The sequence below is a fragment of the Burkholderia thailandensis E264 genome, from assembly GCF_000012365.1.
Lineage (GTDB): Bacteria > Pseudomonadota > Gammaproteobacteria > Burkholderiales > Burkholderiaceae > Burkholderia > Burkholderia thailandensis.
Map to the genome: position 1 here is coordinate 2,673,777 of NC_007650.1, position 22,351 is coordinate 2,696,127.

Consider the following 22,351-nt stretch of genomic DNA (forward strand, 5'->3'; position numbering starts at 1 on the left):
GCGGTGCCGCGTTCCTCCACTGCCAACCGCGCCGTCATCCGTCATGTCCGCCCCCGTCACCGTTTCCGGCCAGGCCGCCCGATTGCGCCGCCACTTCGCGCAAATCGTCTTGCCGCTCTGGCGCGGCCCCGGCTTCAACCCGGCGCTGCAACTGCCGTTCGAGGCCGTTGCGCCGGACACGCACGCACCGCTGCCCGTCACCCGCTATCGCGCGATGGCGTGCGCGCGCCAGTTGTTCGTATTCTCGCAGGCGGGCGATGCCGAGCACGCGCACGCGCTCTTTGCCGCATTGTGCCGCCACTTTCGCGATCCGCGCCACGACGGCTGGTTTTACAGCGTCGACGCACAGGGCGCACCGCTCGACCGCACGAAGGATCTGTATACGCACGCGTTCGTCGTGTTCGCGTGCGCCGAGTATTTCGCGGCGTTCGGCAACCGCGACGCGCGCGAGCTCGCGCAACGCACGGCGGCGCTGATCGTCGATCGCTTCGCGCCGCAGCCGGGCAACGCACTCCTCGATTCCGCGCGCGGCGAGGACTTCGCCGCGGCTGCGGGCGGCCCGCTGCAGAATCCGCTGATGCACCTGACCGAAGGCTGGCTCGCCGCGAGCCGCGCGTTCGGCGAGACCGCGTTCGACGACGCGCTGCTGCGCACCGCGCAGGCGGTCGAGCGCACGTTCGTCGATCCGCATACCGGCTGCGTCGCGGAGCTGCCGCTTGGCCGCGAGGGCAATCGCTTCGAGCCCGGCCATCAGTTCGAATGGTTCTATCTCGTCGGCGCGGCGGGCGCGCGGCTCGCGGCGACCGGCCTGCCCGGCGCGCTCGCGCGCGCGTACGCGTTCGCGCAGCGGCACGGCGTCGATCCGGACACGGGCGGCGTGTGCGCGGCGACCGACGCGCGCGGCGCATGCATCGACGGCACGCAGCGGATCTGGGCGCAAACCGAGTATCTGCGCGCGCTCGCGACGCACGGCGGCGAGCCGGACGCGCTCGCCCGCCAGATCGCGCGCTTCGCCGAGCGATTCCTGCATCCGCGCGGCTGGTACGAGTGCAAGACCGCGCGGGGCGACGTGTCGCGCGCGGACATGCCGTCGACGACGCCCTATCACCTCGCGACCGCGTACGCGTCGTTGCCCGCGGAGGCGTGACGCGTCGCGCGCCGCGCTGATGCGCGGGGCGCGCCGCACGATCGGCCGACGACGCCGCCGCGACCACAAGCGGCCGCGCGCCGGCGCGAAAGCCGCCCCGATTTCGGACAGGCCGGCTCATTTGCGGCCTCGCATCTCGCGATTCGCGCATCGAGCCTCGAGCGCCGCCGCGCACGCGAATCGCCGCTGCGCTAAATCACCGCCTGTCGCACGTACCGCACGAACGCGCGCACCGCGGGCGCTTTCTCATGCTTGCGATACGCGATCGCCACCGCCGACGGAATCGGCTTGCCTTCGATCGGCCGATACACGACGCCCGGCAGCGACACGCAGCCGACGAGCGCCTGCGGCACGACCGCGACGCCTCCGCTGACGGACACGTGCGCGAGCACCGCGACGAGCGCGCCCGGCCGCGCGTCGACGATCGGCTCGAAACGCCCGCGGCGCGCAACCTCCAGCGTGCCGAGCGCCTGCTCGGGCACGACGAAGCGCTCGCCCGCCAGCGCGGCCGGGCGAATCGACGCGCGCGCCGCGAGCGGCGAATGCCCGGGCACCGCGGCGACGAACACGTCGCGATGCACGGTGTGCGTCGACACGCCTTCGGGCAACGGCAGCGGCGGGCGCACGTACGCGACGTCGAGCGTGCCCGCGTCGAGCTGCGCGGCGACGTCGCCCATCGGCACTTCGCGCACGTCGACGCCGATGCGCGGATGCGCGTCGCGAAACGCGCCGACCGTGCGTTGCAGCACGCCCGCATACGCAGCCGACGACACGTACCCCACCTCGATCCGCCCGATCTCGCCGCGCTCGGCGAGCGCCGCCAACTCGCGGCCGCGCGCGAGATGCGCGAGCGCCGTCTGCGCCTCGCTCAGGTAGACCTCGCCCGCCGCGCTCAGCGCGACCGAGCGCCGCGTGCGATGGAACAGCCGCACGCCGAGAAGCCGCTCCGCATCCTGAACGAGCCGCGTCAGCGCGGGCGGCGCGATGTCGAGCTCGTCCGCCGCGCGAGCGAAGTGCAGATGCCGCGCGACGCAGAGAAATGCACGGACGTGGCGCAGTTCGAGGCGATCCATTGATTGCTCCTTTATTGCTCTCTTATGCAATAAAGATGAATTTCTGTAGCAATGACACGCAACAGCCGCCCAGCCTAACATGCCGCTCTCCCGTTCGCATCATGGTGTCCGGCATGCACGACGCGCCTTCTCGATCCGCTCCGATGGAGCCCGTCCTTCCTGCGTCGGGGCCGCCCGCCGCGTCCACGTCCGTCCGCTCGCCCGTGCCGGCGCCCCTTGCCGCGCCGTGCGCCGACGCGCCGCCCGCGCACCGCAGCGCCGCGCGGCACGCGCTCGCCACCGCGTCCGCGGTCTGCTCGCTGATCGTGCTCGACACGAACGTCGTCGCGGTATCGCTGCCGTCGATCGCCCGCACGTTTCATGCGAGCTTCGCGGACATCGAATGGGTGGTGAGCGCGTACATGACCGCGTTCGCCGCTTGCCTGCTGCCGGCGGGCGGCCTCGCCGACCGCGCGGGCCGCAAGCGCGTGCTGCTCGCCGGGCTCGCCGTGTTCTTCGTCGCGTCGCTCGGCTGCGGGCTCGCGCCGTCGGCCGCATCGCTCAACGTCGCGCGCGCGGTCAAGGGCGTCGGCGCCGCGATGCTGCTGACGTCGGCGCTCGCCGTGATCGCGAACCGCTTCCCCGACGGCCGAGACCGTGCGCGTGCGTGGGCGGTCTGGGGCATGTGCATGGGCATCGCGACGACGATCGCCCCGCTCGCCGGCGGCGCGATCGCGCAATGGATCGGATGGCGCTGGATCTTCCTGCTGAACCTGCCGGTGTGCATCGCGCTCGCCGCGGCCGTCTGCGCGACGATCGACGATTCGCGCGATCCGCACGCAAAGCGCATCGACGCGCCGGGCAGCGTGCTGTTCGGCTCGGCGCTCGCGCTCGGCATCTGGGCGCTGATCGACGCGCCGCCGCACGGCTGGGCGGCGCCCGGCACGCTCGCGCGCTTCGCGGCGAGCGCGGCGCTCTTCGTCGCGTTCGCGGCCGCCGAGCGCTGGCAGCGGCGTCCAATGATCGATCTCGCGCTGTTTCGAGAGCCACGCTTCGTCGGCGCGCTGCTCGCGATGTTCGGCTACGCGGCGTGCGCGCAGGTGATGATGACGTTCTTGCCGCTCTACCTGCAGATCGGCTTCGGGATGTCGGCGATCGCCGCGGGGCTCGGCATGCTGCCGTTCGCGCTCGCGATGATCGTCGGGCCCTCGCTCGGCGCGGCGCTGTCGGCGCGCGCGCCGGCCGCGACCGTGCTCGGCTGCGGGCTCGCGCTGATCGGCATCGGCGATTTCGTGACCGCCGCGCTCGCGGGCGCGTCGCATGACGGTCTCGTCGCGCTCGGGATGCTGGTCACCGGATGCGGCGCGGGCATCCTGAACGGCGACACGCAGAAGGCGATCATGGCGTGCGTGCCGCCGGAGCGGACCGGAATGGCGTCCGGGATCAGCACGACGACGCGTTTTTCCGCAATCGTGACCTCGGTCGGCGTGCTCGGCGCGGTGCTCGCCGCGCGAACCCACGCGGCGCTCGCCGAGCGCGTCGCGCACGCGCCGGAGCTGCTCGGCGCGCTCGATCCGCGCTTCATGTCGAGCCTGCTCGCGGGCGATCTCGCGCAGGCGATACGCGGCCTGCCGCCGCAAACGGGCGCGGCGCTCGCGCAAATCGCGCCCGCCGGCTTCGCGAGCGGCTTCGCGCTCGCGCTGTGCGTGAGCGGCGCGTTCGCGCTCGCGGCGGCCGTCGCGGTGCGGCTGCTCGTCGGCGCGAAGCCGGGGCGGGCCGCAGGAGCGCGCTCGATGCGCGGCAAGCGGAGCGGCCGATGACGCGCGATCCGCGCCGCCCGCGCCGCGCGCCCGATACCTGCGCGGCTACGCGCCCGCGCGTTGCGGCGCGGCCGCGCCGGCACGCGCCGCGCCGGCGGCGGGCCGGCGTTCGCGCGCATCGCCGAGCTCGAACACCGAGACCGACTGCTGCAACTGCTCGGTCTGCTCGTTGAGCGAACCGGCCGCCGCCGCGACTTCCTCGACGAGCGCCGCGTTCTGCTGCGTCAACTGCTCCATCTGCGTGACCGCCTGGTTGACCTGCTCGATTCCCGCGCTCTGCTCGACCGACGCGGCCGTGATCTCGGTCATCGTCTGCGCGACCCGCTCGATCGACGCGGACACCGAGCGCATCGCCTCGCCCGCGCGCTCGACGAGCTCGGAGCCGCCGTCGATCTGCGCGACCGATTCCTCGATCAGCAGCTTGATCTCCTTGGCCGACTGCGCGCTGCGCTGCGCGAGCGCGCGCACCTCGCCCGCGACCACCGCGAAGCCACGCCCCTCCTCGCCCGCGCGCGCCGCCTCGACGGCCGCGTTCAGCGCGAGGATGTTGGTCTGGAACGCGATGCCGTCGATCACCGCGATGATCTCCGCGATGCGGCCCGAGCTGCGCGCGATGCCGTGCATCTTGTCGACCACGTCGTCGACGATCGCTGCGCCGTTCTTCGTCGTTCGCAGCGCGTCGTCGGCAAGCGAGCTCGCCGCGCGCGCGCTATCGCTGTTCTGCCGCACGGTCGCGGTCAGCTCCTCCATGCTCGCCGCCGTTTGCTCGAGCGATGCGGCCTGGCTCGACGTGCGCGCGGACAGGTCCGCGTTGCCGCTCGCGATCTCGGCCGCGCCCAGGTGGATCGCGTTCGACGCGTTGCGCACGACGCGCACGGTGCCCGCGACGCTCGCCTGCATGTCGGCGAGCCCGCGCAGCAGCCGCTCGATTTCATGCACGCCGTGCGGCGCCACCGTCTCGTCGAGGCGGCCTTGCGCGATCCGGTCGAAATGCACGCCCGCCTGCGCGAGCGGCGCGACCACCGCACGCCGCGCGACGGCGTAGATCCCCGCGATGCACGCGAGCATCAGCGCGAGCAGCACCGCGCCGACCGTCTCGAACCAGTGCATCCCGGTGTCGATCATGCCGAGCGCGTGCTCGCTCGTGCGGCTGCTGAATTCGGAGAACGTGCGCAGTTCGCCGAGATACGCGTCCTGGATCTGCTGCGTCGGCTGATCGAGAAACGCCTGCATGTTGTTGGATTCGAGGAACTGCACGAGATCGACGAGCGCGGCGTGGTACTTGCGGTAGCGGTCGGTGAGCGCCGCCGCGCGCTCGGTGTTCTCGGCGCTGATCGTCGGCGCGGCCGTGAAGGCGGCGAACGCGCGGTCGGCGAGCGCGAGCTGGTCGCGCACGTGCTGGAGCGTCTCGGCGGGCATCGGATCGCCCTTCACCATCCGCGTGCTGGCGCGGGACAGATTGGTGCGGGCGTCGAGCATGTGCTGGGTCGCGACGGTCGCCGCGTCGGCCTGCTTGATCGCGACGTTGGACAGATCGTCGACGTTGCTGCGCGACGCGGACAGCGACCAGAAGCCGAGCCCCTCGACCGCGATCAGAAACAGGCAGAACACGACGAGCACGCCGAGCAGGCCGGATGCGAGCTTGATTTTGCTGAACATGAAATTCCGTTAGAGCCAAGAAGAGATACTGCCTTGGCGTTAGCGGCATTTCGGCGGCGGACTTGAGCGATCACGCACGCGGCGTAGGGGCTCTACGATCGTTCGACGCCCGCCGAAAATGCGCGGCCTGGAGCCCGCGCCCGCCGAGAACGGGCCCGAGCCGGGCGCGGCCGCGCGGGCGTCACGCGCCGTCGAACGTCGACGCCGGCAGTCCGAGCAGACGCTCCAGATCGTTCATCAGCGCGTGCCGGCGCTGCGTTTGCTGTTCGTGGGCGCGCGCCGCCGCGTCGATGTCGCTGCCGCAATGCGGGCAGGTATGCTCGGTCGCGTGAACGTAGCCGTCGCAATTGCGGCACAGCTTCATTCTCGACGGCACGCGCCCGACGTCCGGCGAGCGCTTGCCCTTGTTCTTCCACGCGAGTTCGATCACCTGCCCCGAGCGGACGATGCTCGACACCGGCTCGCCGTCGGCGATGCGCTCGGTCACGAGATCGAAGCGGCCCACCGCGAACGATGCCGGGCCCGCGTCCTGCACCTTCGCGATCCGCTCGCGCAGGCCCTGCTTCTGCAGCTCGAGCACGCGATAGTGGCAGTACGGGTTGTTGCCCGGCTTGCCGAGCAGCGAATGCGACGTCCACGTGCAGCCGCCGCGGCAAACATCCGCGTAGTAGCAGGTGCGGCAGAAGCCCCACAGATCGTCGACCGAGCGCAGCCGCCCGAAATGGATGCCCTCGCTCGTGCGCCAGATGTCTTCGAGCGACATGTCGCGCACGTTGCCGCCGGAAAAGCCGACCGTCGCGAGCGACGGGCAGCCTTTCACGGTGCCGTCCGCTTCGAGCGCGATCACGGTCTGGCCGGCCGCGCAGCCGGTCCAGTGCACGCGCTCGTCGCCGAAGCCGCGCCAGAGGTGCTCGTACGGCCCGTAATAGCCGATGTTGTTGCCGACCGTCATCAACAGCCCGCGGTTCATGCCGTCCGTATACAGTTTCGCGAGGAGCGGCATCAGCTCGGCGAGCCGGTACGGCTGCAGCAGCACCTCGTCGTTGTCCACCGCGTTGCCCATCGCGACCGTCAACTGGATCTGCCAGTGCGTCGCGCCAAGCTCGATGATCGTGTCCATCAGCGCGGGCAGATCCTCCATCGTCTCGGCACCGATCTGCGTGTTGACGCTCACCGCAAGGCCCGCGTCGCGCGCGCGGCGCAACGTGTCGACGGCGCGCTCGAACGCGCCCGGCACGTTGCGCACCTTGTCGTGCAGCGGCGCGAGCCCGTCGAGCGACACGCCGACGCCGTTCAGGCCCGCGTCGACCGCCTCCGCGAGGCGCTTCGGCGTCAGATTGCGGCCGCCCGTCTGGATCGCGCAATACATGTCGTGCGAGCGGATCGCGCGGATCAGTTGCGTCCAGTCCTTGCGCAGATACGCCTCGCCGCCGATCATCGACACCTCGCGCGTGCCGAGCCGCGCAAGCGCCTCGATTACTTCGAGGCATTCGTCCGTGCTCAGCTCGTTGGTCCGCCGGCGGCCGGCCCGCGAACCGCAGTGCAGGCACTTGAGATCGCAGGCGAGCGTGATTTCCCAAACGGCATGAACCGGGACGAAGCGTTGATAGTCGCTGTCGATCAGGTAGCGGGCCGGGCGCGCGTCCGTTGTGCTCATGTCGATGTCTCCTCGTTGGGGGGGCCGCCTGCCGCGCGTGCGGCAGGCGGCGCGGGAGCGCTCAGCGGCGCGCTTCGAGCCGCGCGATTTCCGCTTCGAGCTTCTTGAGCTCGGCGGCGATGGCGTCCTGATCGGCGAGCTGCTGGTCCGCCTGCTGCGCGAGCGCCTTCATCCGGCTCAGGTCGCCGGACGCGCGCGCTTCCTGCAGGCCGACCCCATACAGCGTGCCCGCGTGCTCGTGCGGCGCATCGATCGGGATCAGCGAGTTGTCCTTCGTGACGATCGCATGTTCGATCGAATGCCAGCGGCTCTCGTAGAAGTAGCGGTAGTTCGCCGTGCCCGATTGCCAGTCGTCGTTCAGCAGGCCGTTGAGCTCCAGAATCACGACCTGCGGCGCGACGGGGCCCGTCGGGCTGCCCGTGAGGGTGAGCGCGATCGACGGCGACGATTGAGGATCGAGCCTCACTTGATGGAACTGGCCGACGACGCGCGCACGGAAATGCGGCGGCGGATAGACCGACTGGGTGATGCGAGCGAAGCCCGAGACGGTCTTCTCGACCGCATTGACGAGCAGGTACAGCCAGAGCACGGGCGCGCCGAGATTGGGCGTCGCGACGCGAAGTTGAACGGGAAAGAGACCGGTAGTAGCCATGACGATAGCTCCTCGAAAAGGAACGAACGATGTCGATGCAAAGCCGCGCCGCTCACTGCCGGCTTTCGAGCTTGGCGATTTCCGCTTTCAGCGCGCTCAGCGCGGCCGCGATGTCGTCGCGGCTTTCCAGTTGCTGCCGCGCATAGGTGGCGAGCGTCTTCATGTGCGCGAGATCGCCGGATACCGCCGCATACTGGATCGTCACCCCGTACAGCGGCACCGGTCCGTACGCGGTCCGCGACGAAGCGCCGATGACCGGCCCCGGTTCGAGCGGCACGAGTTCCGGATCGGCCTTGACCGGCACGTTCTCGACTTCGTGCCAGGTGCCGTTCGAGTAGTAGCGGTACGACGCGACGCCCGTCTTGCCGTCGCCCTTGAGCAGCAGATCGGCGTAGAACGTGATCATCGAATTCGAGTGCGGGCCGCCCTGATTGCCCTGCAGCGCGATCTGCACGATCGCGCCGCGGCCGTCGCGGCGCGGCGGCGGGCCGAGCCGGAACACGTAGGTGCCCCAGACGTCGGCGTGGAAGTTGAGCGGCGGACTCACGGCCTGCGAAATCGCCGCGGCGCCGACGACGCTGTGTTCCACCGTGTCGACCACCAGATTGAGCACGAGTTGCGGCGCGCCGGGCAGCCCGGTGCCGACGATGTAGCGAACCGGGAAAAGGCCGACGCGAAGATCTTCGGACATGTGAGTCTCCTTGATGCGAGTGGTTGAACAACGACACGCTGAAATGCCGCCACGGCGACACGGCGGGCCGGAGCGGCGGACGCGCGGCTACTTCCTCCGTTCGAGCTTGGCGATCTCGACTTCGAGAAGCTCGAGCGCGGTAGCGAGATTGCCCTGCTGGCCGAGCAGCGCCTGCGCCTGCGTGCGCAGCGATTTCATCTGCGCGAGATCGCCGTCCGCGATCGCCTGATGGATCGCGACGCCATAAGGCGTGATCGGATGACCGTGTGCTTGATTCATGTTTTCCTCGCTGAAAATGAACGATGGCCGACAGCCCCGCGATCTCTCCTGCAGCAGCGAAGTGCATCCGGCTGTCGTATCTGTGCAGGATCGGAAATTGCGTCGATGAATGATGCGGTCGCCGCCGCGCGGCAAAACGGTGTCACGTGCCGTGCTGTTCGCCGCGCGCGATTTTCCATTCGTTATCCTCTTGAACCGGTGCATCGTCGGTCCACGGCGGTAACGCGGTTGTCCCCGTGCGCCCGCCAGTGCGGCGGAGCGCTTCCATGTTGTCGATTGGTCCGCGTACTAAGGGTAGTTCGCCTGCGCGCTTTCGCTATCTACCAGAATTGGTAGTGGCGCGCCGGACGTGCGGCCGGCGCGATGCGCGTTGCGGCGCGCCACTCGCGCGATGCCCGGCCGCGCCGTCGCGTCGCGGGCCGTTGCGTCGCGGGGTGCCGCGAAACGCCCGGCGGACGGCCAGCGCAAGCCCGTTATTGGCGTGAACGGACCCTAGTGCGACGGCACGACGAATTTCCTTGCGTATCGCCCGCCCCCTTCCTAGAGTGGAGCGCAAAGAGCCGGATTGCATCGGCGGCGCGTGCGGCGCGCCGAATTGTTCAACGTATCAATTCAATCGATAGCGAAGGAACGTCGATGACCGACATCGTGGACCACGCGCGCGGCGCCCTGCGCGCGCAACCCTTCAGCATGCTGCTCGGCACCGAGCTCGTGCACATCGGCGGCGATGAGGCGTCGCTGCGCTTGCCGATCCGCGACGAGCTCAGGCAGCAGTACGGCTTCGTCCACGGCGGCGTCATCAGCTACCTGGCGGACAACGCGCTGACGTTCGCGGGCGCGCTCGCGCTCGGGCCGCGCGTCGTCACGGGGGAATACAAGATCAATTACCTGCGCCCGGCCGTCGTCGGCACGCTGATCGCACGCGCGAAGCTGATTTATGCGGGACGGAATCAGGCGACCTGCCAGTGCCACGTGTTCGTGATCGACGGCGACCACGAGCGGCTCGTCGCGGTCGCGCAAGGGACGATCAACCGGGTCGGCGACGGGCGCGAGCCGGACGCGGTTGAAGAAAAGGCGTAGGGCCCGTTCGGGGAAGGCGCGCGGCGGCGTGGCCGCCGAACGCCCGAGCGCCGCACGCCCCGCGCCCCGCCGCGTCAGAACGCGTCGCCCGGCACGCGCACCCAGCCTTCCATCAGCACGCGCGCGCTGCGGCTCATGATCGCCTTCGTGACGACCCACTCGCCGCCATCCTGCTTCGCTTCGGCGCCGACCCGCAGCGTGCCCGACGGATGGCCGAAGCGCACCTCGCGGCGCGCGCCGCCGCCCGCGGCGAGGTTCACCAGCGTGCCGGGAATCGCGGCCGCAGTGCCGATCGCGACGGCCGCCGTGCCCATCATCGCGTGGTGCAGCTTGCCCATCGACATCGCGCGCACGAGCAGGTCGACGTCGGCGGCCGCGACGCGCTTGCCGCTCGAGGCGACGTAGTCGGCCGGCTTCGCGACGAACGCCACCTTCGGCGTGTGCTGGCGCGTCGCGATCTCGTCGAGCGAGCCGATCAGGCCCATGCGCAGCGCGCCGTGCGCGCGGATCGTCTCGAACATCGCGAGCGCCTTCGCATCCGAATTGATCGCGTCCTGCAATTCGGTGCCGGTATAGCCGATCGCCTCGGCGTCGACGAAGATCGTCGGAATGCCCGCGTTGATCATCGTCGCCTTCAGCGTGCCGACGCCGGGCACGTCGAGATCGTCGACGACGTTGCCGGTCGGGAACATCGCGCCGCCCGCGCCTTCCTCGTCGGCTGCCGGGTCCATGAATTCGAGCTGCACCTCGGCGGCCGGGAACGTCACGCCGTCGAGCTCGAAATCGCCCGTCTCCTGCACCGCGCCGTCCGTGATCGGCACATGCGCGACGATCGTCTTGCCGATGTTCGCCTGCCAGATCCGCACGGTCGCGACGCCGTTGTGCGGCACGCGCGCCGGGTCGATCAGGCCGCCCGCGATCGCGAACGGGCCGACCGCCGCCGACAGGTTGCCGCAGTTGCCGCTCCAGTCGACGAACGGCTTGTCGATCGACACCTGGCCGAACAGGTAGTCGACGTCGTGATCGGGCCGTGCGCTCTTCGCGACGATCACCGTCTTGCTCGTGCTCGAGCTCGCGCCGCCCATCCCGTCGATCTGCTTGCCGTACGGGTCCGGGCTGCCGATCACGCGCGAGAGCAGCGCGTCGCGCGCGGCACCCAGCTGCCGCGCGGCCTCGGGCAGGTCCTGCAGCCGGAAGAACACGCCCTTGCTGGTGCCGCCGCGCAGGTAGGTCGCGGGAATCTTGATTTGAGGTACGTGAGCCATGGTTCGTGATGTCCTGTGTCGATCGGAGCGCGCGCTTGGGCACCGACTCCGATCCCTTGCAAAGCCAGTGATTCGGGTCCGCTCACCGCTCGGGCGAACGGACCCGCGGCGACGCGTCACCGCATCGCCCGGTGAAGGCGCGTCACCGCGCCGTCACGCCGCCTTCGACGATTCGAGAAAGTCCTGCGCGAAGCGCTGCAGCACGCCGCCCGCGTCGTAAATCGACACTTCCTCGGCCGTATCGAGCCGGCACGTGACCGGCACCTCGACGCGCTCGCCGTTCCTGCGGCGGATCACGAGCGTCAGGTCGGCGCGCGGCGTGCGCTCGCCGATCACGTCGAACGTCTCGGTGCCGTCGATCGCGAGCGTCGTGCGGTTCACGCCCGGCTTGAACTCGAGCGGCAGCACGCCCATGCCGATCAGGTTCGTGCGATGAATCCGCTCGAAGCCCTCCGCGACGATCGCCTCGACGCCCGCGAGCCGCACGCCCTTCGCCGCCCAGTCGCGCGACGAGCCCTGGCCGTAATCCGCGCCCGCGATCACGACGAGCGGCTGCTTGCGGTTCATGTAGGTCTCGATCGCCTCCCACATCCGCATGACCTTGCCTTCCGGCTCCACGCGCGCGAGCGAGCCCTTCTTTACTTCGCCGTCGACGACCGCCATCTCGTTGACGAGCGTCGGGTTCGCGAACGTCGCGCGCTGCGCGGTCAGGTGATCGCCGCGGTGCGTCGCGTACGAGTTGAAGTCCTCCTCGGGCAGGCCCATCTTCGCGAGGTATTCGCCCGCCGCGCTCGTCGGCAGGATCGCGTTCGACGGCGACAGGTGATCGGTCGTGATGTTGTCGCCGAGCACGGCGAGCGCGCGCATGCCCGCGAGCGTGCGCTCGCCCGCGAGCGCGCCTTCCCAGTAGGGCGGACGGCGAATGTACGTGCTCTGCGGCCGCCAGTCGTACAGCGGCGCCGCGCGCTCGCCGGCATCGGCGCGACGCGCGAACATCGGCTCGTAGACGGTGCGGAACTGCTCGGGCTTCACGCTCGACGCGACGATCGCGTCGATCTCCTCGTCGGTCGGCCAGATGTCCTTCAGTGTGACGGGCTTGCCGTCCTTGTCGTGGCCGAGCGCGTCCTTCTCGATGTCGAAGCGGATCGTGCCCGCGATCGCGTACGCGACGACGAGCGGCGGCGACGCGAGGAACGCCTGCTTCGCGTACGGGTGGATGCGGCCGTCGAAGTTGCGGTTGCCGGACAGCACGGCCGTCGCGTACAGGTCGCGATCGACGATCTCCTGCTGGATCTTCGGGTCGAGCGCGCCGGACATTCCGTTGCAGGTCGTGCACGCGAACGCGACGATGCCGAAGCCGAGCTTCTCCAGCTCCGGCAGCAGGTTCGCTTCCTTCAGGTACAGCTCGACCGCCTTCGAGCCGGGCGCGAGCGAGCTCTTCACCCACGGCTTGCGCGCGAGGCCGCGCGCGTTCGCGTTGCGCGCGAGCAGCGCCGCGGCGATCACGTTGCGCGGGTTGCTCGTGTTCGTGCAGCTCGTGATCGCGGCGATGATCACCGCGCCGTCGGGCATCTCGCCCGGCTTCTCTTCCCACTTGCCGGCGATCCCGCGCGCGGCGAGGTCCGACGTCGGCAGCCGCCGGTGCGGATTCGACGGGCCGGCCATGTTGCGCACGACGCTCGACAGATCGAACGTCAGCGTGCGCTCGTATTGCGCGTTCGCGAGGCTGTCGGCCCACAGGCCCGCCGCCTTCGCGTACGTCTCGACGAGCTTCACCTGCTCGTCGCTGCGGCCCGTCAAGCGCAGGTAGTCGATCGTCTGCTCGTCGATGAAGAACATCGCGGCCGTCGCGCCGTATTCGGGGGCCATGTTCGAGATCGTCGCGCGATCGCCGAGCGTGAGGCTCTTCGCGCCCTCGCCGCGAAATTCCAGATACGCGCCGACCACCTTCTCCTTGCGCAGGAATTCGGTGAGCGCGAGCACGACGTCGGTCGCGGTGATGCCGGGCTGGCGCTTGCCGGTCAGCTCGACGCCGACGATGTCCGGCAGCCGCATCCACGACGCGCGGCCGAGCATCACGTTCTCCGCCTCCAGCCCGCCCACGCCGATCGCGATCACGCCGAGCGCGTCGACGTGCGGCGTGTGGCTGTCGGTGCCGACGCAGGTGTCCGGGTACGCGACGCCGTCCTGCGCCTGGATCACGGGCGACATCTTCTCCAGATTGATCTGGTGCATGATGCCGTTGCCGGGCGGGATCACGTCGACGTTCTCGAACGCCTTCTTCGTCCACTCGATGAAGTGGAAGCGATCCTCGTTGCGGCGATCCTCGATCGCGCGGTTCTTCGCGAACGCGTCCGGATCGAAGCCGCCGCATTCGACGGCGAGCGAATGGTCGACGATCAGTTGCACCGGCACGACCGGATTCACCTTCGCCGGATCGCCGCCGCGTTCGGCGATCGCGTCGCGCAGGCCCGCGAGATCGACGAGCGCGGTCTGGCCGAGGATGTCGTGGCAGACGACGCGCGCCGGGAACCACGGGAAATCGCGCTCGCGCTTGCGCTCGATGAGCTGCGTCAGCGAATCGGCGAGGATCGCCGGGTCGCACCGGCGCACGAGGTTCTCGGCGAGCACGCGCGACGTGTACGGCAGGGTGTCGTACGCGCCCGGGCGGATCGCGTCGACGGCGGCGCGCGCGTCGAAGTAATCGAGCGGCGTGCCGGGCAGGGGTTTGCGGTTGGCAGTGTTCATTGCGTGGGGACAGACTGGGTAACGATCGTCGCGAAACGGCCGGGCGCGACGCCCGGCCGCCGGATGCCGCCGATCAGCGCTTCTCGATCGGCACGAACTTCAGGTCTTCCGGCCCGGTGTAGTTCGCGCTCGGGCGGATGATCTTGTTGTCCACCCGCTGCTCGATGATGTGCGCGCTCCAGCCGGACGTGCGCGCGATCACGAACAGCGGCGTGAACATCGCGGTCGGCACGCCCATCATGTGGTACGACACCGCGCTGAACCAGTCGAGGTTCGGGAACATCTTCTTGATCTCCCACATCACCGATTCGAGCCGCTCGGCGATGTTGAAGAGCTTCAGGTCGCCCGCTTCCTTCGACAGCTTGCGCGCGACTTCCTTGATCACCTTGTTGCGCGGATCGGAGATCGTGTAGACCGGGTGGCCGAAGCCGATCACGACTTCCTTGTTCTCGACGCGGCGGCGGATGTCGGCTTCCGCCTCGTCGGGCGTGCGGTAGCGGTTCTGGATCTCGTAGGCGACCTCGTTCGCGCCGCCGTGCTTCGGCCCGCGCAACGCGCCGATCGCGCCCGTGATCGACGAATACATGTCCGAGCCCGTGCCGGCGATCACGCGGCCCGTGAACGTCGATGCGTTGAACTCGTGCTCCGCGTACAGGATCAGCGACGTATGCATCGCGTCGACCCACGATTTCGACGGCGCCTTGCCGTGCAGCAGGTGCAGGAAGTGGCCGCCGATCGAGTCGTCGTCGGTTTCGGTTTCGATGCGCCGGCCGTTGTGCGAGTAGTGATACCAGTACAGCAGCATCGAGCCGAGCGAGGCCATCAGCCGGTCCGCGATGTCGCGCGCGCCCGGCAGGTTGTGGTCGTCCTTCTCGGGCAGCACGGTGCCGAGCACCGACACGCCGGTGCGCATCACGTCCATCGGATGCGCGGACGCCGGAATCCATTCGAGCGCCGCCTTCACGTTCGCGGGCAGCCCGCGCATCGCGCGCAGCTTCGCCTTGTACGCGGCCAGCTCGGTCACGTTCGGCAGCGTCTCGTGCACGAGCAGGTGCGCGATCTCCTCGAATTCGCTCGAGCCGGCGATATCGAGAATGTCATAGCCGCGGTAATGCAGATCGTTGCCGGTCTTGCCGACCGTGCAGAGCGCGGTGTTGCCCGCCGCGACGCCCGACAGCGCGACCGACTTCTTCGGCTTGAAACCGCCCGCGGCGCCCGTTGCTGCTGCTTCCTTCGTCTCGCTCATCCTTATACTCTCCTGGGGTTCGAATCCTTGAATCCGTGCTTCGGTGCTTCAGTTCCGGCCTTGGCTGAAGAGCTGGTCCAGCTTCTCTTCGTAAGCGTAATAGCCGAGATACTCGTACAGCTCCGCGCGCGTCTGCATCGTCGGCACCGCGGCCTTTTGCGTGCCGTCGCGGCGCACCGTCTCGTAGAAATTCAGCGCGGCCTTGTTCATCGCGCGGTACGCGCCGCAGCAGTAGAGCGCGATGTCGACGTTCGCGCCCTTCAACTCGTCGAGCGTGAAGAGCGGCGTCGAGCCGAACTCCGTCAGGTTCGCGAGGATCGGCACCTTCACCGCTTCCTTGAAGCGGCGATAGTCGTCGAGCGTCTTCATCGCCTCGGGGAAAATCATGTCGGCGCCCGCCTCGACGTACGCGATCGCGCGCTCGATCGCCGAATCAATGCCCTCGGCCGCCGCGGCGTCGGTGCGCGCCATGATCACGAAGGTTTCGTCGGTGCGCGCGTCGACGGCCGCCTTGATCCGGTCGACCATCTCGCCCGTCGGCACGCATTCCTTGCCCGGACGGTGGCCGCAGCGCTTCTGGCCGACCTGGTCCTCGAGGTGCACGGCGCCCACGCCCGCCTTGATGAACGAGCGGATCGTGCGCGCGATGTTGAACGCGCCGCCCCAGCCGGTGTCGATGTCGACGAGCAGCGGCAGGTTCGTCGCGTTCGTGATCCGGTTCGCGTCGACAAGCACGTCGTCCATCGTGCTGATGCCGAGATCGGGAATGCCGAGCGAGTTCGCGGCGACGCCGCCGCCCGACAGATAGACCGCCTTGAAGCCGACCGCCTCGGCCATTTTCGCGGCGTACGCGGTGATCGCGCCGACCACCTGCAGCGGCTGCTCGGCCGCGACCGCCGCGCGGAATTTCGCGCCGGCGCTGATCAGTTGTGGGTTGCCCATCGACTCCTCCTGAAAGATGCCGGTAAATAGCAAGGTCCGGGCCAGATGCGCCGGCGGCCGCTAACCCGCTGATTCTGCGCGCTTTCCGGACTCGGTGCGCTGGTCAGATGATTTCAATATGGAAATTGAAATTCCAAAATTGAAATCCACGCGCGATAATGCAATTCATCTTCTGTCATCGCCCCGACGCGGCGCGCGCCGCGTTCCTTCACTCAGCATGAGCACCCTACCCGAAACCGGCGTGCGGCCGCGCGTCTGGGCGGTCGGCATCAGCCGGCTGCGCGCGCTCTTTCGCGACATCGCCGACGAATACGAGGAGCGCGCCGACCTGCGGATCATCGCGCGCGGCTACGAGGAGGCGATCACCGCGCTCGCGACGGCGGGCGCCGAGCGCCCCGACGCGATCGTCGCCGCCGGCTCGAACGGCACCTATCTGAAGGCGCGCGTGCGCGTGCCCGTCGTGCTCGTCAACCCGACCGGCTTCGACGTGATGCACGCACTCGCCCGCGCGCGGCGCGACGCGCGCCGGATCGCGCTCGTCAGCTACGGCGAGACGCCGCCCGAGGTGCGCAGCTTCGCGGCCGCGTATGGGCTCGACGTCGTGTTCGCGTCGTACCAGAGCGCGCAGGAGGCCGAGACGCGCGTGCTCGAAATGCGCGAGCGAGGCATCGAGACCGTCGTCGGGCCGGGGCTCGTCACCGATCTCGCGGCGAATGCCGGGATGGGCGCGGTGTTCGTCTATTCGCACGCGTCGGTGCGCGCGGCCGTCAACACGGCGCTCGAGGTCGCGCATGCGACGCACGCGGAAGCGCTGCGCCGCGAGCGCCTCGACAACCTGCTGCAGCATCTGCGCGACGGCGTCGTCGCGCTCGACCGCGAGGGCCGCGTCGAGGCGATCAACGAGCGGCTCGCGCTCGCGCTCGGCGTGTCGCCGTCGGCCGCGGTGGGCCGCGCGCTGGACGACCTGACGCCCGAGCTGCGCACGCTGCGCGCGGCCGACGGCGACACGCTCGCGACCGTGCGCGGCGTGCGCTACGTCGTCCATCGCGGGCCGCTCGCCGCGAGCAGCGGCGCGCCCGGCAGCGTGTTGACGTTCCAGGAATCGCGCGCGGTCGAGCGGCTCGACCGCACGCTGCGCTCGCATCAGCACGCGCAGCAGTTCACCGCGCGCTACCGGCTCGACGACATCGTCGGCGCGACGCCCGCGATCGCGCACGCGCGCGATCTCGCGCGACGCTACGCGAAATCGGACGCGACCGTGCTGATCCTCGGCGAGAGCGGCACCGGCAAGGAGATGATCGCGCAGAGCCTGCACGCGCTGTCCGCGCGCCGCAAGTATCCGTTCGTCGCGGTCAACTGCGGCGCGTTTCCCGAATCGCTGCTCGAGAGCGAGCTGTTCGGCTACGAGGAAGGCGCGTTCACCGGCGCGCGGCGCGGCGGCAAGGCGGGGCTCTTCGAAGCCGCGCATCGCGGCACGCTGTTTCTCGACGAAATCGGCGAGATGCCGCCGTCGCTGCAAAGCCGGCTGCTGCGCGTGCTGCAGGAGCGCGAGGTCGTGCGCGTCGGCTCGACCGAGCCGGTTCCGATCGACATCCGCGTCGTCGCGGCGACGCACCGGCCGCTCTTCGCGGCCGTCGAGGCCGGCGCGTTCCGCGCGGATCTGTATTACCGGCTGAACATCCTGAACATTGGGCTGCCGCCGCTGCGCGAGCGCGCGGCCGACATTCCCGCGCTCGCCGCGACGCTGCTCGCGCAGGCCGCACGGCGCGAGCCGCGGCTCGCCGAGCGGCTGCGCGACGCGCACGACGCGGCGCGCGCGCTCGACGCCGCGAACGCCGCGCTGATCCGCTATCGATGGCCCGGCAACGTGCGCGAGCTGCAGAATGTGATCGAGCGGATTGCGGTGGAGCTCGCCGACGCAGCCGAGCGCGGCGACGCGGCCGTGAGCGTCGACACGCTGCGCGCGATCGCGCCCGAGGTGCTCGCGCTCGATGCGTTCGCGGCAGGCCGCGGCGGCGACCTGAATGGCGGCGATGTGGGCGGCGATGTCGGCCGCGACGCCGATGCGCGGCGCCCGACGCTCGTGCAGCGCCGCCGGCGCGCGGAAGCCGACGAGATCCGCGCCGCGCTCGACGCATGCGGCGGCGATCGCGATCGCGCATGCGCGATGCTCGGCATCAGCAAGACGACGCTGTGGCGCAAGCTCGCGGCGAGCGAAGGGAAAGCGCGCGGCGGTGGTGGCGGTGGTGGCGGCGGCAACGACCACGGCGACGATGCCCAGAGCCCCGCCTCCCGTTCCTGATTTCCGATTTCCGGCGCCGTGCGCTCGACCACTTGAAAGTCGCGAATGCGTCGCGCCGCTCACCCGCCGCGACGCGTCCCGCTCCGCTCGTCGCTCGCCGCTCGCGCCGCGCCGCGCCGTGCCTCGCCGTCCGCCATGCGCCGCTCGCCGCGTGCGAAACACGCGCGACATCGCGCATCCGGACGCGGGCGACGAAGCGCACGCTCACGCCCTTCTCCGCATTCCTGACTCACGTCGGCACCGCGGCCATTCCTCTGATTTAAGGAACCGGCAATCACGCCGACAACCAGCTATCGCCGAGATGGCGACGCCGCGTCCCCCCTCCCGCAACTCCAGAAATCAGATGAAGCTTCGCCGCCAAATCCCCCTTGCCTTCGCGGCAGCGCTCGTCCTCACGTCCTCCGGCGCGTTCTACGGCATCCATGCGCTCAACCGCTCGCTCGACATATACGGCACGACAGTCCGGCAGAACGTCGCGAACGAGCGCATGGTGTCCGCGACGCTCGTCGCGTTCAAGCTGCAGGTGCAGGAATGGAAAGACACACTGCTGCGCGGCAAGGACCCGGCGAAACTCGACAAGTACTGGAGCGCGTTCCAGCAACGCGAGCAAACCGTCGACACGCTCGCCGCCGGGCTGGAATCGAAGCTGCCCGACGGCGAGAGCCGCAGGCTGATCGAGCAGTTCGCGTCGGCGCACGCGGAAATGGGGCAAGGCTATCGTAAGGGATTCGAAGCATTCAAGGCATCGGGGTTCGAACCGTACGCGGGCGACCAGGCAGTCGCGGGCGTCGATCGCGCGCCCGCCGAGCTGCTCGAGAAGGCCGCGCAGGACATCGCCGCCGACAGCGCGCGCGTGTCGGCCGACGCCGCGCGCGACGCCGCGCGCGCGACGACATTCAGCGTCGTCGCGACGCTCGTCGTGTTCGCGCTCGCGCTCGCCGGCGGCGTCTGGTTCAGCGGCACCGTCACGCGTCCGCTCGCGCGCGCGCTCGCGTGCGTGCGCCGGGTCGCGACGGGCGATCTGTCGACGCCGATCGACGCGCGCGGCGACGACGAAATCGCCGAGCTGCTCGCCGCGCTGAAGGACATGCAGGCGAGCCTGTCGCACGTCGTGCGCGACGTGCGGCACAACGCCGACGGCGTCGCAACCGCGAGCGCGCAGATCGCGTCGGGCAATCTCGATCTGTCGTCGCGCACCGAGGAACAGGCGGCGTCGCTCGAGCAAACGGCGGCGAGCATGGACGAGCTCACGTCGACCGTGCGCCGCAACGCCGAGCATGCGCAGCATGCGTGCGCGGTTGCCGCAAACGCGTCGACGACGGCCACGCGCGGCGGCGACGTGATGCGTGAGGTCGTCGGCACGATGCGCGGCATCGCGGACAGCTCGGGCAAGGTCGCCGAGATCATCGCGGTGATCGACGGCATCGCGTTCCAGACCAACATCCTCGCGCTGAACGCGGCCGTCGAGGCGGCGCGCGCGGGCGAGCAGGGCCGCGGCTTCGCGGTCGTCGCGGGCGAGGTGCGCACGCTCGCGCAACGCAGCGCGACGGCGGCGCGCGAAATCAAGACGCTGATCGAGCAATCGACCGAGCGCGTCGGCGCGGGCTCCGCGCTTGTCGACGACGCGGGGCGAATCATCGGCGAGATCGTCGAATCGGTGCGGCAGGTGACGGGCATCGTCAGCGAGATCGCGTCGGCGTCGAACGAGCAGAGCGTCGGCATCGAGCAGGTCAATCACGCGGTCGCGCAAATGGACAACGTGACGCAGCAGAACGCGGCGCTCGTCGAAGAGGCGTCCGCCGCGGCGCACGCGCTCGCCGAACAGGCGCGCGCGCTGCACGGCGCGGTGGCGGCGTTCACGCTGCAAGGCGAACGTGCGGACGAACGCGGCAACGCGCGCGACACGCAGCCGGCCATCGGCGCGGTTCTCGCGTCGCAACGCGCGCCGCTGCCTGCCGCGACGCCCGCTTGAGCGGCGCGCCGCATCCCCCGAATCGACGGCGACAGCCGCGACAACCGCCTACACGCACGGCTTGCCCGCGACGAAGTGAAACCACGCTTCGCCGCAAAGATCCCGATCGCGCCGCACCGGCCTGCCCGTCGATCCGCCGAACGCCGCGCGCAGCGTCGGGCCGACGTCGGCGAGCTGCCGCCGCCGGGTCGCGAAATCGATGGGCATGGTGCGTATCCCGAACTTGTGCGCGGCGCACACGCGCATCGCATAAGCGTCGAACACCCGCGTTCACGCGCTCCTCTTCGCCGACGGCCCCGGCGAGTCGCCGCACTTCGTCGACCTCGCTTCGAGCATCGTCACGCGCGCTCGCGCGCCTCTGTTCCGCCGCTTCATTCGGCAGGATTTCGAACGATCATTCGAAGCGGCGCACGCGCACCGCCTCGCGGCCCGGCGGCGATGCGCGCCGCCGTTCGCGCGGAACGGCGGCATCAGCGTTCGCGCGCGAAGCGGTCGGTCGCCGCGATCAGCGCGCGCAGGATGCCCGGCTCGTCGTACGCGTGGCCCGCGTCCGGCACGATCTCGAGCGACGCGCGCGGCCACGCCTTCGCGAGCTCCCACGCGGTGCGCGCGGGCGTCGCGACGTCGTAGCGCCCCTGAACGATCACGCCTGGAATGTCCGCCAGACGATGCGCGTCGCGCAGCAACTGCCCGTCTTCCATGAAACCTTGATGAACGAAGTAGTGGTTTTCGATGCGGGCGAACGCGAGCGCGTAATGCGCGTCGCCGAAATGCGCTTCGTGCGCGGCATTCGGCAGCAGCGTGATCGTCCGGCCTTCCCAGATGCTCCACGCGCGCGCCGCTTCGCGCTTCGCCGCTTCGTCGCCGCCCGTCAGCCGGCGGCGATACGCGGCGATCAGGTCCGAGCGCTCGGCGGGCGCAATGGGCGCGACGAAGTCTTCCCACAGGTCCGGAAACAGCCACGACGCGCCTTCCTGGTAATACCAGAGGAGCTCTGAGCGGCGCACCGTGAAGACGCCGCGCACGACGAGCTCGGTCACGCGCGCCGGATGCGTCTCGCCATACGCGAGCGCGAGCGCGCTGCCCCACGAGCCGCCGAACACGAGCCAGCGCTCGACGCCGAGCATCTCGCGCAATCGCTCGATGTCGTCGACGAGATGCCATGTCGTGTTGTTCTCGAGGCTCGCGTGCGGCGCGGAGCGCCCGCAGCCGCGCTGGTCGAACAGCAGCACGTTGTAGCGCGCGGGGTCGAAGAGGCGGCGGTGCTCGGCGCTGCAGCCACTGCCCGGGCCGCCGTGCAGGAAGACGGCCGGCTTGCCGTCGGGGTTGCCGCACAGCTCCCAATACACGCGATGGCCGTCGCCGGTATCGAGCAAGCCGTGTGCGTAAGGTTCGATTGGTGGGTACAAGAGAGGCACTCCGGTTGAATGGAGGAAAACGGCTGGGGCGATCGCGCGCGGACAACGCGCGCATGCGGCACGTGCGATGCGCCGCACGCGCCCGGCCGCGCCGATCCGGCACGGCGTCGAAAGCAACGACTGCCTCATCATTATGCCGAGTCGACGGAAAACCGGCGCGCGCGTTCGCCTCGGACGCGGCCGGCCGTCGGCCGTGCCGGCCGCGTCGCCGCCGCTACGCCTTCCGCGCGTATGCGATCCGCTCGATCGGCATGCACACCAGCGTGCGGCCCGTCGGCGCGATGTAGCGCCGCGCAAGCGCGACCGGCTCGGGATGCCGCCCCAGACGCCGGGGAATCGCCGCTCCGCCTTCGCCGCCATCCCCCGATGAAATAAAGGACGGAACACCGCGCGCGCCTGCCGGATCACGGAGACGTCGGAA

At 69.9% G+C, this 22,351-nt stretch carries 16 protein-coding genes and 1 pseudogene; 5 read left to right on the forward strand and 12 right to left on the reverse strand.

Annotation, left to right across the window (positions count from 1 at the left end):
- Positions 1-43: 43 nt before the first annotated feature.
- A complete protein-coding gene (locus BTH_RS11150) occupies positions 44-1,147 on the forward strand; it encodes an AGE family epimerase/isomerase (protein ID WP_009894161.1) in 1,104 nt (367 codons plus the stop codon).
- A 191-nt stretch (positions 1,148-1,338) separates the two neighbouring features.
- Here BTH_RS11150 and BTH_RS11155 read toward each other — a convergent pair whose 3' ends face one another.
- Entirely contained in the window at positions 1,339-2,220 is an 882-nt protein-coding gene (locus BTH_RS11155; RefSeq protein WP_009894162.1) for a LysR family transcriptional regulator, read from the reverse strand.
- A 35-nt stretch (positions 2,221-2,255) separates the two neighbouring features.
- Here BTH_RS11155 and BTH_RS11160 point away from each other — a divergent pair, with 35 nt between their 5' ends.
- Positions 2,256-4,019: an MFS transporter gene (locus BTH_RS11160; RefSeq protein WP_011401540.1), complete on the forward strand. Its 1,764-nt coding sequence runs from the start codon at positions 2,256-2,258 to the stop codon at positions 4,017-4,019.
- Between the two features lie 45 nt (positions 4,020-4,064).
- On the opposite strand, the gene BTH_RS11165 is transcribed toward BTH_RS11160, so the two are convergent.
- The 5 genes from BTH_RS11165 to BTH_RS11185 all read right to left on the reverse strand — a co-directional run bounded on the left by BTH_RS11165 (position 4,065) and on the right by BTH_RS11185 (position 8,957).
- On the reverse strand, positions 4,065-5,678 hold the full coding sequence (locus tag BTH_RS11165) for a methyl-accepting chemotaxis protein (RefSeq protein WP_009894164.1): 1,614 nt from the start codon (positions 5,676-5,678) through the stop codon (positions 4,065-4,067).
- Between the two features lie 181 nt (positions 5,679-5,859).
- Positions 5,860-7,335: a GDL motif peptide-associated radical SAM/SPASM maturase gene (locus BTH_RS11170; RefSeq protein ID WP_009894165.1), complete on the reverse strand. Its 1,476-nt coding sequence runs from the start codon at positions 7,333-7,335 to the stop codon at positions 5,860-5,862.
- Positions 7,336-7,396: 61 nt separating this feature from the next.
- Entirely contained in the window at positions 7,397-7,987 is a 591-nt protein-coding gene (locus BTH_RS11175) for a DUF1842 domain-containing protein (protein ID WP_009894166.1), read from the reverse strand.
- A 52-nt stretch (positions 7,988-8,039) separates the two neighbouring features.
- Positions 8,040-8,678, reverse strand: a complete 639-nt coding sequence (locus BTH_RS11180; protein ID WP_009894167.1) for a DUF1842 domain-containing protein — start codon at positions 8,676-8,678, stop codon at positions 8,040-8,042.
- Between the two features lie 87 nt (positions 8,679-8,765).
- Positions 8,766-8,957 (reverse strand): DUF1843 domain-containing protein, encoded by a 192-nt coding sequence (locus BTH_RS11185; RefSeq protein ID WP_009894168.1) that lies wholly within the window; start codon positions 8,955-8,957, stop codon positions 8,766-8,768.
- 636 nt (positions 8,958-9,593) lie between these two features.
- On the opposite strand from BTH_RS11185, the gene BTH_RS11190 reads away from it, so the two are divergent.
- Positions 9,594-10,037 carry a PaaI family thioesterase gene (locus BTH_RS11190; RefSeq protein ID WP_009894169.1) on the forward strand — a complete coding sequence of 148 codons (444 nt, stop codon included), beginning with the start codon at positions 9,594-9,596 and terminating at the stop codon, positions 10,035-10,037.
- A gap of 74 nt (positions 10,038-10,111) precedes the next feature.
- Here BTH_RS11190 and prpF read toward each other — a convergent pair whose 3' ends face one another.
- The 4 genes from prpF to prpB form a co-directional block, all read right to left on the reverse strand.
- A complete protein-coding gene (prpF, locus tag BTH_RS11195) occupies positions 10,112-11,302 on the reverse strand; it encodes a 2-methylaconitate cis-trans isomerase PrpF (protein WP_009894170.1) in 1,191 nt (396 codons plus the stop codon).
- Positions 11,303-11,455: 153 nt separating this feature from the next.
- Positions 11,456-14,050 (reverse strand): Fe/S-dependent 2-methylisocitrate dehydratase AcnD, encoded by a 2,595-nt coding sequence (gene acnD / locus BTH_RS11200; RefSeq protein ID WP_009894171.1) that lies wholly within the window; start codon positions 14,048-14,050, stop codon positions 11,456-11,458.
- 73 nt (positions 14,051-14,123) lie between these two features.
- Positions 14,124-15,296, reverse strand: coding sequence for a bifunctional 2-methylcitrate synthase/citrate synthase (gene prpC / locus BTH_RS11205; protein ID WP_009894172.1), 1,173 nt, complete (start codon positions 15,294-15,296; stop codon positions 14,124-14,126).
- A 48-nt stretch (positions 15,297-15,344) separates the two neighbouring features.
- The gene (prpB, locus tag BTH_RS11210) at positions 15,345-16,238 is read right to left on the reverse strand and encodes a methylisocitrate lyase (protein ID WP_009894173.1); all 894 of its coding nucleotides are present in this window, start codon (positions 16,236-16,238) and stop codon (positions 15,345-15,347) included.
- A gap of 217 nt (positions 16,239-16,455) precedes the next feature.
- Between prpB and prpR the strand changes: the two genes are divergently transcribed.
- Positions 16,456-18,540 (forward strand): propionate catabolism operon regulatory protein PrpR, encoded by a 2,085-nt coding sequence (prpR, locus tag BTH_RS11215; protein ID WP_009894174.1) that lies wholly within the window; start codon positions 16,456-16,458, stop codon positions 18,538-18,540.
- Positions 18,541-18,883: 343 nt separating this feature from the next.
- Positions 18,884-20,512, forward strand: a complete 1,629-nt coding sequence (locus BTH_RS11225) for a methyl-accepting chemotaxis protein (RefSeq protein WP_009894176.1) — start codon at positions 18,884-18,886, stop codon at positions 20,510-20,512.
- Positions 20,513-20,560: 48 nt separating this feature from the next.
- On the opposite strand, the pseudogene BTH_RS11230 reads toward BTH_RS11225, so the two are convergent.
- Together BTH_RS11230 and pip are read right to left on the reverse strand one after the other, a co-directional pair.
- Positions 20,561-20,779 (reverse strand): annotated as a pseudogene (locus BTH_RS11230) (SAM-dependent methyltransferase); the annotation flags it as partial.
- Positions 20,780-20,982: 203 nt separating this feature from the next.
- Positions 20,983-21,921, reverse strand: a complete 939-nt coding sequence (gene pip / locus BTH_RS11240) for a prolyl aminopeptidase (protein ID WP_025369995.1) — start codon at positions 21,919-21,921, stop codon at positions 20,983-20,985.
- Positions 21,922-22,351: the final 430 nt, after the last annotated feature.